Origin of the sequence: Gilvimarinus agarilyticus (assembly GCF_000832015.1) — a bacterium.
Taxonomy (GTDB): Bacteria; Pseudomonadota; Gammaproteobacteria; order Pseudomonadales; family Cellvibrionaceae; genus Gilvimarinus; species Gilvimarinus agarilyticus.
This window is the reverse complement of sequence record NZ_JXCJ01000001.1, coordinates 1,152,957-1,167,441: the sequence shown is the minus strand read 5'-3', so window position 1 is coordinate 1,167,441 and position 14,485 is coordinate 1,152,957. Positions and strand designations below refer to the sequence as shown.

Genomic DNA, 14,485 nt, shown 5'->3' with positions numbered 1-14,485 from the left:
AGCTCGCCACCAGAGAATCAGGCAATAACCTGGCGACATGAAGAAAGGAAAGGCTGGCATAAAAAACGGGCCAACAAGTGGCCCGTTAATGTATATGCGCACTATAGACAGTGCACAAGTGTTGTTCTGCGCCGCAGGAGCAGCACACGCCAATCAAGCCACTCTGAGGCATGAGGGGGATCAATCAGATCTGTCACCCATTGTTGAACTGCGCACGACAATGGAGTGCGGTAAAATATCTCGCTTATTGAGCTTGATTCCCAGTAAACTGTCGGCTCTGATAGCCTCAATTAATAGGTCTACCGAGTCTGTAGACATTTGATCAATGGGCTGCTTCACCGTCGTCAACGCCGGCCATATAGAACGAGCGATGGCGGTATCATCAAACCCTGCCACCGCAATATCCTCAGGCACGCGCAAACCGCGTCGGTGCACAGTCGCAATCACCGCACTGGCCATATCATCATTACTGGCAAAGATCGCCGTTACCGGCTCTCCCGAGTCCAGAATTTGTTCACAGGCGGTCATGCCGCCCGCAAAGTTAAAGTCACCTTCCGTTACCAGCGCCTCGTTAGTAACAAGACCATGCGCGGCCATAGCATCACAAAAGCCGCGATAACGAGTAGCAGAAACGCCCTGGTGGCAATCGCCTTTAATAAAACCGATATCCCTATGGCCAGCATTAATCAAATACTCGGTCATCTCATAGGTAGCTTGATAGTCGTCAATTGAGACAAAAGCAGAGCGGTCGAGATCCAGCCCCGGGCCCACCCTTACATAGCGAACCCCGGCCTCATCCAGTGCATCGAGCAGGGGTAAAAACTCACACATTGGCGGCGGCAGTATGACACCATCCAACATATATCGGCTGGTCAGTTCACTCACGGTCTCTTCGACATTGTCGGCACCAAATGAGCAAGACTCCAGTACCAAGTGGTATCCCAGCTCATTGCAACGCTGCAAAACACCAATCAAGTACTGACTGATGTAGCTACCTAAGGAGTTATCGTAAAAAAAGCCAAGAACATAGGATTGCGAACCAGACAAACTGCGCGCCGAAACGTTAAGGCGATAATTAAGGGCGCTTACCGCCTCCATTACCCGCTCGTGAGTGGACTCTGACACCTTGTCGTTATTGAGCACTCTAGACACCGTCATTATCGATACCCCAGCGCGGCTGGCGACATCTTTCATGGTGACTTTCTTAGCTTTACCCGTGCGCTCTCTGGTACTCATGAATCTACTATTCCGTTCGTAGGTGATGGTTCAGAGCAAAACCGCTGAAGGCGTTTATTATTATACGAAGGTACTCAGAGCCTTCCGCTATTTTGCGAAGAACTTCTTGATACCACAAAAACAAAAAAAACGCCACGAGGGCGTTTTTTTTGTGCGATCAAAGAGTCAAAATTACTCGATAATCTTTGCAACCACGCCGGCACCAACGGTACGGCCACCTTCGCGAATCGCAAAGCGCAGACCGTCTTCCATGGCTACTGGGTGAATCAGGGTAACACTCATCTGAATGTTATCGCCTGGCATTACCATTTCAACGCCTTCTGGCAGCTCACAAGCGCCCGTTACGTCGGTAGTACGGAAGTAGAACTGTGGACGGTAGCCTTTAAAGAAAGGCGTGTGACGGCCACCTTCGTCTTTCGACAAAACGTACACTTCGGCTTCGAACTTRGCGTGTGGGTTTACTGAGCCAGGCTTGGCCAGYACTTGACCACGCTCAATCTCGTCRCGCTTGGTACCACGCAGCAGAACACCAACGTTCTCACCAGCACGGCCTTCGTCCAGCATTTTGCGGAACATTTCAACACCGGTACAAGTGGTCTTGGTGGTGTCTTTGATGCCCACGATTTCCAGCTCGTCGCCCACGTTTACGATACCGCGCTCAACACGACCGGTAACAACGGTACCACGACCTGAGATCGAGAATACGTCTTCTACTGGCATCAGGAACGGCTGATCGATAGCACGYTCTGGCTCTGGGATGTATTCRTCCAGAGTTTCTACCAGYTTCTTAACAGCGGTAGTACCCAGCTCGTTGTCGTCTTCACCGTTCAGAGCCATCAGGGCAGAACCTGGGATGATCGGAGTGTCGTCGCCTGGGAAGTCGTAGTCAGACAGCAGCTCACGCAGCTCCATCTCTACCAGCTCCAGCATTTCGTCGTACTCTTCAGTACCAACGCCGCCGCAATCTTCCGCCAGCAGGTCTGCYTTGTTCAGGAATACCACAATGAAAGGTACACCAACCTGACGAGACAGCAGRATGTGCTCACGGGTTTGTGGCATTGGACCGTCGGTCGCGCCACACACCAGGATAGCGCCGTCCATCTGCGCCGCACCGGTAATCATGTTTTTAACGTAGTCGGCGTGACCGGGGCAATCCACGTGCGCGTAGTGGCGATTCGGTGAATCGTACTCAACGTGTGAGGTGGCGATGGTGATACCGCGCTCACGCTCTTCCGGTGCGTTATCAATACCGTCAAAGGCAACGGCTGCGCCGCCCCAAACTTCTGCACACACGCGGGTCAGAGCCGCTGTCAGAGTGGTTTTGCCGTGGTCAACGTGACCGATGGTACCCACATTGACGTGGGGTTTATTACGTTCGAACTTCTCTTTAGCCACTTTACTTTCCTCTAAAATGAATCAATCAGAATCAATTATTCACTTACACGTTGCTAACTTGCCATTACCGCTTCGGTGACGTTCTTAGGCGCTTCAACATAACCCAAAAACTCCATACTGTAAGTCGCACGACCCTGCGTTGCGGAGCGCAAATCGGTAGCATACCCGAACATCTCTGCCAGCGGCACTTCAGCATTAATAACTTTGCCCATGGAGCTTTCTTCCATACCTTGAATGACACCACGGCGGCGATTTAAATCACCCACCACGTCACCCATATTGGCCTCAGGCGTTACTACTTCAACCTTCATCATCGGCTCGAGTAAAACTGCACCGCCGTCTTCTGCCAATTTTTTTGTGGCCATAGATGCCGCGATCTTAAAGGCCATTTCATTCGAGTCTACATCGTGGAACGAGCCATCGTATAACGTCGCCTTTAAACCCAACAGTGGGTATCCAGCTAACACGCCATTTTGCATTTGCTCCTCGATGCCTTTGCTAACGGCTGGAATGTACTCTTTAGGTACAGTACCACCTACGATCTCGTTAACAAACTCCAGGCCTTCAGCGTTGTCATCGTCAGCTGGCTCAAACTTGAGCCATACATGACCGTATTGACCGCGACCGCCTGACTGGCGCACAAACTTACCTTCGATTTCACAGGTGTTGGTTATGCGCTCTCGATAGGCCACCTGCGGCTTACCGATGTTGGCCTCGACATTAAACTCGCGGCGCATACGGTCGACAATAATATCTAAGTGCAGCTCACCCATGCCACCAATAATGGTTTGACCTGTTTCTTCGTCGGTTTTAACGCTAAACGAAGGGTCCTCTTGGGCAAGTTTACCCAATGCCACACCCATTTTCTCTTGGTCGGCCTGGCTTTTTGGCTCAACCGCCACATGAATGACCGGCTCGGGAAACTCCATACGCTCAAGCGTAATGATGCTTTTGGGTGAGCACAGAGTATCGCCCGTCGTTACATCTTTAAAGCCAATGCCGGCCGCGATGTCGCCGGCGAGAACTTCTTTGATTTCCTGGCGATCGTTAGCGTGCATTTGCACCATTCGACCGACACGCTCTTTTTTACTTTTTACCGGATTAAACACAGTATCGCCGGTACTTAAGGTACCAGAATATACCCGGAAGAAGGTTAAGGTACCGACAAATGGGTCGGTGGCAATTTTAAATGCTAAGGCCGCGAAGGGAGCGTCGTCATCAGCCTCTCGCGCTTCTACAGTCTCACCGTCTTCCAGCACACCCTCAATGGCATGAACCTGATTGGGTGCCGGCAAATACTCAACAACCGCATCCAGCACCGCCTGCACACCTTTATTTTTAAAGGCTGAGCCGCCCAGTACCGGGACAATCTCATTTGCTAGCGTGCGCTTACGCAGTGCGGCTTTAATTTCGTCCTCAGAGAGCTCTTCACCCTCCAGGTACTTATTCATTAATTCGTCATCAGCTTCGGCCGCGGCCTCCACCAAATACTCGCGCATTTCGTCGCAAGTGCTTTGCAAACCGGCTGGAATCTCCGCGTAATCAAAGGTCATGCCCTGATCGTCTTCATTCCAGAGAATCGCCTGCATTTTAACCAGATCAACCACCCCTTTAAACTCGTCTTCCGAGCCGATAGTCATCTGTAGGGGGACGGCATTAGCACCGAGGCGCTCGCGCAGCTGCTCGACAACGCGCATGAAATTAGCACCGGTACGATCCATTTTATTGACAAACACCATGCGCGGCACGTGGTACTTATTGGCTTGGCGCCAAACAGTCTCGGTTTGCGGCTGCACACCAGAAGAACCACACAGAACCACAATAGCTCCGTCCAGCACGCGCAACGAGCGCTCTACTTCAATAGTGAAATCAACGTGTCCGGGGGTGTCAATGATGTTAATACGATGTTCATCGTATTGTTTGCGCATACCACTCCAGAAGGTGGTTACCGCAGCGGAGGTAATGGTGATGCCACGCTCTTGCTCCTGCGCCATCCAGTCGGTGGTCGCGGCGCCATCGTGTACTTCACCAATTTTGTGGGATAGCCCCGTATAGAAGAGAACGCGCTCGGTGGTCGTTGTTTTGCCAGCATCCACATGGGCACAAATACCGATATTGCGGTAGCGTGCAATTGGAGTTTTACGTGCCACGGCTGTAATCCCCGAATTCTGATTCTCAAATGGTAAAAGGCAGCCATAATAGCTGCCTTTTGTTTCTCATCGCTTACAAACTTAGAAGCGGAAGTGAGAAAACGCCTTGTTGGCCTCGGCCATGCGGTGTACATCTTCACGCTTTTTAACAGCAGAACCTTTGTTCTGCGAAGCGTCAATCAGCTCACCCGCCAGACGTTGGGGCATAGATTTTTCACCCCGGCCACGCGAGTAATCCACCAACCAGCGCATTGCCAGCGCCGAGCGACGTGCTGGACGCACTTCAACAGGCACTTGGTAGGTAGCACCACCCACACGGCGAGATTTAACCTCAACCAGTGGAGCAATGTTTTCCAACGCTTCATCGAAAACTTCGATAGGATCGCGGTTAAGCTTTTCTTTCACAATGTCCATAGCGCCGTATACGATGCTTTCTGCAACGGCTTTTTTACCACTGATCATCACGTGGTTCATGAACTTTGCCAGAGTAACATTGCCGTATTTGGGATCCGGCAAGATTTCGCGTTTCGCGACAACTCTTCTTCTTGGCATTTTAATAGCCTCTCTTCAGGATTTGTCTAAGACGACTTCCACTTTACGTGGTCTGCGCTTAGCCTTACTCGGTTCTAGACCGAAAACGTATGTCTTGAGTCAGCGCGAGGCTTACTTAGGACGTTTGGTACCGTACTTAGAACGACCCTGTTTACGGTTGTTAACACCGGCAGTATCCAGTGAACCGCGAACAGTATGGTAGCGCACACCAGGCAAGTCTTTTACACGACCGCCACGGATAAGTACTACACTGTGCTCTTGCAAGTTGTGCCCTTCACCACCAATGTAGGAGGTCACCTCAAAACCGTTGGTCAGACGAACACGACATACTTTACGCAGTGCTGAGTTCGGCTTCTTCGGTGTAGTGGTGTAAACGCGGGTACATACGCCACGCTTTTGCGGGTTAGCTTGTAGAGCAGGAACGTCGCTCTTTTGAACCTTACGTTTTCTCGGCTTACGAACCAACTGGTTGATCGTTGCCATGAAAATAAACTCCACAGATATATAAACGCCTCAAATGAGGCTCGTTAATAGAGGACAAACGTGCCATCCCCCCACTTCAAAGAAAGTGGGTGGCGCATTGTAATGACGCCACCCACTCTCGTCAAGGCAGAATTGAGCAAAAATCACCCTATGGGCGACCACGCAACCCGGCCCCGTTGGCCCCGCGGGGCCAATTTTACTCGCTGCTAGACTTAAGCGCTTCGGTCAATGCCGCTTCGACATCTTCCGCACTTACCCCTGTTTCAGCCAATTCGAGCTGCTCATCACGCACACGCTTACGCTCGGCGTGATAGGCAAGACCAGTACCGGCTGGGATCAGGCGCCCAACAACAACGTTTTCTTTCAGACCGCGCAGGCCATCTTTCTTGCCTGTTACAGCCGCTTCGGTCAGTACCCGAGTGGTCTCCTGGAACGAGGCCGCCGAGATAAATGACTCGGTCGCCAACGATGCCTTGGTGATACCCAACAGCTGACGCTCGAAACGCGCAGGTTGTTTATCTTCGGCGCGCAAACGCTCGTTCTCGATCAGCACATTGGTAAACTCAACCTGCTCACCTTTTACGAAGCTAGAGTCCCCCATACCAGTGATCTCAACCTTACGCAGCATTTGACGCACGATGGTTTCGATGTGCTTATCGTTAATCTTCACACCCTGTAAGCGGTAAACGTCCTGAATCTCATTGGTGATGTAGCTCGCCAGAGCCTCGACACCTTTTAAGCGCAGAATGTCATGCGGGTTACTCGGGCCATCCGATACAACCTCACCCTTCACAACTTGCTCACCTTCAAACACAGTCAACTGACGGTGTTTAGGAATCAGCACTTCGTAATGGGTTGAGCCATCCTCCAGCGGCTGACCATCGCTTGGGGTAATCACCAGACGACGCTTGCCTTTGGTCTCTTTACCGAAGGTTACTGTGCCCGAGATCTCCGCCAAAATAGACGGCTCTTTAGGCTTACGCGCTTCAAACAGGTCGGCCACACGTGGCAGACCACCGGTAATATCACGCGTCTTAGAACCTTCTTGCGGAATACGTGCCAGTACGTCACCCACTTCGATGTCGTCATTATCGCTGATGCTCAAAATAGCGTGAGCAGGCAGCAAGTAATGCGCAGGCATCGTGGTGTTCGGCAAGCACAGGTCGTTACCGTTGCCATCAGTCAGGGTAATAGCAGGACGCATGTCTTTACCCGCTGACGGGCGCTCCGACGGGTCCATAACCTCGATCGATGAAAGGCCTGTCAGCTCGTCAGTTTGACGACGCACAGAGAGGTTATCTTCCATACCCGAGAAGTTAACCTTACCGGCCACTTCAGTAATAATCGGGTGAGTGTGCGGATCCCATTTAGCAATAACCTGACCGCCATCGACTTTCTCGCCATCTTTTACAGAGATGACCGCGCCGTAAGGAATCTTATAACGCTCACGCTCACTGCCCGATGCATCGGCTACGGCCAACTCACCAGAGCGAGATACCGCCACCAGGTTACCGGCCTTATTCGTCACAACTTTAATGTTGATCAGACGGACAGTACCTTCTTGTTTAACCTGCACGTTATCAGCTGCAGACGCTCGCGATGCCGCACCACCAATGTGGAAGGTACGCATGGTCAGCTGGGTACCCGGCTCACCAATAGACTGCGCCGCGATAACACCCACCGACTCACCAATATTGGCGCGGTGACCACGGGCCAGATCACGGCCATAACACATAGAGCAAATACCCGTGCGCGCTTCACAGGTGATCGGCGAGCGCACCAGCACTTCATCGATACCCATGCCTTCAACGCGCTCCACCCAGGCCTCATCAATCATGGTGCCGGCTGACACCAAAATCTCGTCGCTGCCCGGGCGTACAACGTCACGGGCAACAATACGACCGAGGATACGATCACCCAACGACTCGATAACGTCACCACCTTCAATGACCGGCGCCATTTCAAGACCTTCGTCGGTGCCACAATCCTGATGAGTAACAACCAAATCCTGCGCCACATCTACTAATCGACGAGTCAAATAACCGGAGTTAGCGGTTTTCAATGCGGTATCGGCCAGACCTTTACGCGCACCGTGCGTCGAAATAAAGTACTGACCAACGTTCAGACCTTCACGGAAGTTAGCCGTAATAGGCGCTTCAATGATCGAGCCATCTGGCTTAGCCATCAAACCACGCATACCGGCCAACTGACGAATCTGCGCCGGGCTACCACGAGCACCTGAGTCGGCGTACATGTAAACCGAGTTGAACGAGGTTTGCTGCTCCTCTTCGCCATCGCGATTGATAACGCTTTCAAAGCTGATACCGTCCATCATCGACTTAGCAACCAAGTCGTTAGCACGCGACCAAATATCAATTACCTTGTTGTACTTCTCACCGGCGGTTACCAGACCAGAAGCAAACTGGCTTTCAATTTCTTTTACTTCGCCTTCAGCGCGCGCAACAATTTCATACTTTTCATCGGGAATGGCAAAGTCATTCACACCGATCGACGAGCCGGACTTAGTCGAGAAGTCGTAACCCATGTACATCAATTGATCCGCAAAAATAACGGTCGATTTCAAACCAACCACGCGGTAACAGTGGTTGATAACGGCCGAGATGGCTTTTTTAACCATCGGACGATCTACCATCTCAAAGGGAATACCCTCTGGAACGATATCCCACAGCAACATGCGACCAACGGTGGTGTCGACGATGCGAACATCATCTTGCTTCTCACCCTCAGTGCCGATGATAGTCTCGTGGATACGCACTTTAATACGCGCCTGAAGGTCAACCTGCTTACCGTAATAAGCGCGCGAAACCTCTTCAATATCGGCAAACACCATGCCTTCACCCTGAGCGTTGATACGCTCACGGGTCATCCAGTAAAGGCCCAATACCACGTCTTGCGACGGTACGATAATTGGCTCACCAGAGGCGGGCGACAGAATGTTGTTGGTTGACATCATCAGAGCACGAGCTTCTAGCTGCGCCTCCAATGTCAGCGGTACGTGCACCGCCATTTGGTCACCATCAAAGTCAGCGTTATACGCGGCACAAACCAGCGGGTGCAACTGAATCGCTTTACCTTCAATCAGTACCGGCTCGAACGCTTGAATACCAAGACGGTGAAGGGTCGGAGCACGGTTAAGCAGTACCGGGTGCTCGCGAATAACTTCGTCCAGGATATCCCAAACGACAGCTTCTTCGCGCTCAACCATTTTCTTGGCGGCTTTAATCGTTGTGGCCAGGCCACGCAACTCAAGCTTGCTAAAGATAAACGGCTTAAATAGCTCAAGAGCCATCTTTTTAGGCAAGCCACACTGGTGCAAACGCAGAGTTGGACCTACCACGATCACCGAACGGCCCGAGTAGTCAACGCGCTTACCCAGCAGGTTCTGACGGAAACGACCCTGCTTACCTTTGATCATGTCGGCCAAAGATTTCAGCGGACGCTTGTTAGAACCGGTAATCGCACGACCGCGACGACCATTATCAAGCAGCGCATCAACCGACTCTTGCAACATGCGCTTTTCGTTGCGCACGATGATGTCTGGCGCATTCAAATCCAGCAGGCGCTTAAGACGGTTGTTACGGTTAATCACCCGGCGATACAAATCGTTCAGGTCTGAGGTCGCAAAACGACCACCATCCAGCGGCACCAACGGACGCAAATCCGGCGGTAACACGGGTAAAACTTCCATCACCATCCACTCTGGATCGTTGCCAGAGAAGTGGAAAGCCTCAAGCAGCTTAAGGCGCTTAGAGAACTTCTTGATTTTCGTTTCAGAGTTGGTGTTCGGAATCTCTTCCCGCAGATACTGAATCTCTTCTTCGAGATTGATCGCCGACATCAGGTTTTTGATTGCTTCGGCGCCCATCAGAGCTTCGAATTCATCGCCAAACTCTTCCATCGACTCAAAGTACTGCTCGTCCGTCAGCAATTGACCGCGCTCCAGCGTGGTCATACCAGGATCGGTCACAACATATGACTCAAAGTACAGCACGCGCTCGATGTCGCGCAGGGTCATATCCAGCAACAAACCGATACGGCTTGGCAAAGACTTCAGGAACCAAATATGTGCAACCGGGCTTGCCAGCTCGATGTGGCCCATGCGTTCACGACGCACTTTGGCCAAAGTAACTTCAACACCGCACTTCTCACAGATAATACCGCGGTGCTTCATGCGCTTGTACTTGCCGCACAAACATTCGTAGTCTTTTACCGGGCCAAAAATTTTGGCACAGAACAACCCTTCACGCTCAGGCTTGAAGGTACGGTAGTTAATGGTCTCAGGCTTCTTAACTTCGCCAAACGACCAAGAGCGAATCATTTCTGGTGATGCCAGACCGATACGGATCGCATCGAATTCTTCGACTTGTCCCTGGGACTTGAGCAGATTAAGTAAGTCTTTCAAGGCACTTCCTCCAGTGGGCTCCAGTAAGTGCAATTTGCACAATGGGCGGGGGCCTTACCCCCGCGCTTACCGATTAAGTATCAGATGGACGATTAATCGTCTTGTTCCAGTTCCATATTGATGCCGAGGGCACGAATCTCTTTAACCAGTACGTTAAAGGACTCAGGCATACCCGGCTCCATACGGTGGTCACCGTCAACAATGTTTTTGTACATTTTGGTACGACCCGCTACGTCATCCGATTTAACGGTCAACATTTCCTGCAAGGTGTAGGCGGCGCCGTATGCTTCCAGAGCCCAAACCTCCATCTCACCGAAGCGCTGGCCACCGAACTGCGCCTTACCACCCAGCGGCTGCTGAGTAACCAAGCTGTAAGAGCCAGTTGAACGGGCGTGCATCTTGTCGTCAACCAAGTGGTTCAACTTCAACATGTACATGTAACCCACGGTTACCGGACGCTGGAACGGATCCCCCGAACGGCCATCGTACAACTGCATTTGGCCCGAATCAGGGATATCAGCCAAACGTAGCAACGCTTTGATTTCGTGCTCTTTGGCACCATCAAATACCGGAGTGGCCATTGGCACACCACCGCGCAGGTTATTGGCAAGATCCATTACTTCATCATCACTGAAGCTTGCCAAGTCTTCTTTGGCAAACACATCACCGGTTTCGTTGTAGATCGTTTCTAAAAAGCCGCGAACTTCGTTAACCGCTTTTTGCTGACGAACCATCTCGTCAATCTTCACACCGAGACCTTTGGCCGCCATACCCAAGTGAGTCTCAAGAATCTGACCCACGTTCATCCGCGATGGCACACCCAGAGGGTTTAGCACGATATCTACCGGCTCACCGTTGGCGTCGTATGGCATATCTTCGATCGGCATAATCACCGAGATCACACCCTTGTTACCGTGACGACCAGCCATTTTGTCACCCGGCTGAATGCGACGTTTGATCGCAAGGTACACTTTAACGATCTTCAACACGCCTGGCGCTAAATCATCGCCGGTAGAAAGCTTACGCTTCTTGTCTTCAAAGCGCTCGTCGAGGTTTTTACGACATTCGGCCAGGCGCTCTTCCGCCAGATCAATTTGCTCGTTAAGTGCATCGTCAGAAACACGCAGCTTAAACCACTGCTCAGTTTCGAGACCCTCAAGCACTTCGTCGGTCAGTACGTCGCCTTTCTTAACGCCCTTACCGGCGGCAACTTTCTCGCCGCGAATAACAGAGCGCAAGCGATCCAGAGTTGCCGCTTCCATGATGCGGTACTCTTCGTTCAGATCTTTGCGAACTTCGTCCAGCTGAGCTTTTTCAATTTCTTGCGAGCGCTGATCTTTTTCCAGACCGTCGCGGGTAAACACCTGAACATCGATAACCGTACCCTTGGTGCTGGAAGGCACACGCAGGGAGGTATCTTTTACGTCCGAGGCCTTTTCGCCAAAGATCGCGCGCAGTAGTTTCTCTTCTGGCGTCAGCTGGGTTTCACCTTTAGGGGTAACTTTACCCACCAGGATGTCACCGCCACCGACTTCGGCACCAATGTAAACAATGCCAGAGTCGTCGAGCTTATTAAGAGCGTTCTCACCAACGTTTGGAATGTCCGAGGTAATCTCTTCACTACCAAGCTTGGTATCACGAGCGATACAGGTCAGCTCTTGAATGTGAATGGTGGTGAAACGATCTTCCTGAACCACGCGCTCAGAAACCAGGATCGAGTCCTCAAAGTTATAACCGTTCCAGGGCATGAACGCGATGCGCATGTTCTGCCCCAGCGCCAGCTCACCCATGTCGACCGATGGACCATCGGCCAAGATGTCGCCACGCTGTACAATATCGCCAACATTGACGATAGAGCGCTGATTGATACAGGTGTTCTGGTTTGAACGGGTGTACTTGATCAAGTTGTAAATATCGACGCCAGCGTCACCGGCCTCAACTTCATCACTGTGCACTTTAACTACGATACGGCCAGCATCTACACGATCAATCACGCCACCGTGCTTAGCCACCACACACACACCGGAGTCGGCTGCAACGTTGCGCTCCATACCAGTACCCACAAGAGGCTTCTGAGCCTTCAGGGTTGGCACCGCCTGACGCTGCATGTTTGACCCCATCAGGGCGCGGTTGGCATCATCGTGCTCGAGGAACGGAATCAAAGACGCGGCCACCGAAACTACCTGACGTGGCGAAACGTCCATCAGCTCAACTTCGGCTGGGCTTTTCAGAGTAAAGTCACTGCGGTGACGCACTGAAACCAGGTCTTCGATAAGCTTGCCGTTTTCGTCCAGCTTGGCCGATGCCTGGGCAATAACAAACTCGGCCTCGTTGATCGCAGACAAGAACTCGATATCGTCAGTGACCTGACCATCTTTAACACGGCGATATGGGGTTTCCAAAAAGCCGTAGCTGTTAGTGCGCGAGTAAGTCGCCAGCGAGTTAATCAGACCAATGTTCGGCCCCTCTGGCGTCTCAATTGGGCAAACCCGACCGTAGTGAGTCGGATGCACGTCACGTACCTCAAAGCCGGCACGCTCACGGGTCAGGCCACCAGGCCCTAACGCCGAGACACGACGTTTGTGCGTCACCTCAGACAGCGGGTTGTTCTGATCCATAAACTGCGACAGCTGTGAAGAGCCGAAAAACTCTTTAATAGCAGCGGCAACCGGCTTAGCGTTAATCAAGTCTTGCGGCATCAAGCCTTCGCTTTCGGCCATAGACAAGCGCTCTTTAACCGCGCGCTCAACACGAACCAAACCAACGCGGAATTGGTTTTCGGCCATTTCGCCCACAGATCGGATACGACGGTTACCCAAGTGGTCGATGTCATCCACCACGCCGGCACCGTTACGGATATTGATGAGAGTCTTCATGACGTCGACGATATCGTCATTAGACAATACGCCTTCGCCAAACTCTTCTTCGCGACCAAGGCGACGGTTAAACTTCATGCGGCCTACAGCCGACAAGTCATAACGCTCTTGGGTAAAGAACAAGTTGTTGAACAGAGCTTCGGCCGACTCTTTGGTTGGCGGCTCGCCCGGACGCATCATGCGGTAGATTTCTACCAGGGCTTCTAGCTGCGTACGGGTTGGATCGGCGCGCAGTGTTTCAGAAACAAATGGGCCACAGTCCAGCTCGTTGGTGTACAGAGTCTCGATAGTATCGACACCGGCTTTACCCAATACATCCAGAGTATCGACGGTAATCTCAGTGTTACACTCAAGCAACACTTCGCCGGTATCGGAATCGATAATGTCTTTTGCTAAGGCACGGCCCAACAAGTAGTCGGCGGGAACGGCCATCTCGTCAACACCGGCTTTTTCCAACTGGCGAATGTGACGCGCGGTAATACGGCGCCCCTCTTCAACCAGCACTTTGCCTTTGTTGTCTTTGATATCAAAAGTCGCTACGTCACCACGCAGGCGTGATGGAACCACTTTAAAGGTAAACTGACCATCGGCACCCAAGGTGAAGGAGCTGGTCTCAAAGAACATATCGAGCATTTCTTGCGTGCTAAAGCCCAGCGCGCGCAACAAGATAGACGCAGGCAATTTACGACGGCGGTCGATACGTACAAACACGAGGTCTTTAGGATCGAACTCAAAGTCGAGCCACGAACCGCGGTAAGGAATAATCCGGGCGCTATACAGCAGCTTGCCAGATGAGTGTGTCTTACCTTTATCGTGATCAAAGAACACACCAGGTGAACGGTGCAGCTGAGACACGATAACACGCTCGGTACCATTGATCACAAAGGTGCCATTCTCAGTCATGAGCGGAATCTCGCCCATGTAGACTTCTTGTTCTTTAATGTCCTTGATCGCTTTGTTCGCTGAATCTTTATCGTAGATAATCAGTCGAACTTTTACGCGCAGCGGCGCAGAGTAGGTAACGCCACGCAGAATACATTCATTAACGTCAAATGCGGGCTTGCCCAACACGTAGCTAACGTATTCTAGGGCGGCATTGCCAGAGTAACTGACAATTGGGAATACAGAGCGGAAGGCAGCGTGTAGCCCTACATCAAAACGCTCTTCACCAGACGCGTCGGCCTGGGTAAATTTTCTGTAAGAATCCAGCTGAATCGCCAATAGATAAGGGACATCCATGACGTGTGGCAGTTTGCCAAAGTCCTTGCGGATACGTTTTTTCTCAGTATATGAGTAAGCCATCTGTATTCCCCAGCTTGTTCACGGATCGGGCGGTGAAGCCTCTGAAACGCCGCAGCGTTTCGCTAAAC

7 protein-coding genes are annotated in these 14,485 nt (G+C 51.7%); all 7 read right to left on the bottom strand.

Annotation, left to right across the window (positions count from 1 at the left end; translation table 11 throughout):
- Window positions 1-180 precede the first annotated feature (180 nt).
- The 7 genes from SD69_RS05065 to rpoB all read right to left on the bottom strand — a co-directional run bounded on the left by SD69_RS05065 (window position 181) and on the right by rpoB (window position 14,417).
- Window positions 181-1,236 carry a LacI family DNA-binding transcriptional regulator gene (locus tag SD69_RS05065; protein WP_041522345.1) on the bottom strand — a complete coding sequence of 352 codons (1,056 nt, stop codon included), beginning with the start codon at window positions 1,234-1,236 and terminating at the stop codon, window positions 181-183.
- Window positions 1,237-1,407: 171 nt separating this feature from the next.
- Window positions 1,408-2,631: an elongation factor Tu gene (gene tuf / locus SD69_RS05060; protein ID WP_041522335.1), complete on the bottom strand. Its 1,224-nt coding sequence runs from the start codon at window positions 2,629-2,631 to the stop codon at window positions 1,408-1,410.
- 53 nt (window positions 2,632-2,684) lie between these two features.
- On the bottom strand, window positions 2,685-4,781 hold the full coding sequence (gene fusA / locus SD69_RS05055) for an elongation factor G (RefSeq protein ID WP_041522344.1): 2,097 nt from the start codon (window positions 4,779-4,781) through the stop codon (window positions 2,685-2,687).
- Window positions 4,782-4,862: 81 nt separating this feature from the next.
- Entirely contained in the window at window positions 4,863-5,333 is a 471-nt protein-coding gene (gene rpsG / locus SD69_RS05050; RefSeq protein WP_041522343.1) for a 30S ribosomal protein S7, read from the bottom strand.
- Between the two features lie 111 nt (window positions 5,334-5,444).
- Complete coding sequence (gene rpsL / locus SD69_RS05045) at window positions 5,445-5,816, bottom strand: 30S ribosomal protein S12 (RefSeq protein ID WP_041524457.1); 372 nt, start codon at window positions 5,814-5,816, stop codon at window positions 5,445-5,447.
- A 196-nt stretch (window positions 5,817-6,012) separates the two neighbouring features.
- Window positions 6,013-10,239, bottom strand: coding sequence for a DNA-directed RNA polymerase subunit beta' (gene rpoC / locus SD69_RS05040; protein ID WP_041522342.1), 4,227 nt, complete (start codon window positions 10,237-10,239; stop codon window positions 6,013-6,015).
- Between the two features lie 92 nt (window positions 10,240-10,331).
- On the bottom strand, window positions 10,332-14,417 hold the full coding sequence (rpoB, locus tag SD69_RS05035; RefSeq protein WP_041522341.1) for a DNA-directed RNA polymerase subunit beta: 4,086 nt from the start codon (window positions 14,415-14,417) through the stop codon (window positions 10,332-10,334).
- Window positions 14,418-14,485 lie beyond the last annotated feature (68 nt).

Excerpts from the sequence above, each read along its gene's own strand:
- SD69_RS05065 (WP_041522345.1), bottom strand. The coding sequence starts at position 1,236 with ATGAGTACCAGAGAGCGCACGGGTAAAGCTAAGAAAGTCACCATGAAA.
- rpoB (WP_041522341.1), bottom strand. The coding sequence starts at position 14,417 with ATGGCTTACTCATATACTGAGAAAAAACGTATCCGCAAGGACTTTGGC.
- rpsL (WP_041524457.1), bottom strand. The coding sequence starts at position 5,816 with ATGGCAACGATCAACCAGTTGGTTCGTAAGCCGAGAAAACGTAAGGTT.
- rpsG (WP_041522343.1), bottom strand. The coding sequence starts at position 5,333 with ATGCCAAGAAGAAGAGTTGTCGCGAAACGCGAAATCTTGCCGGATCCC.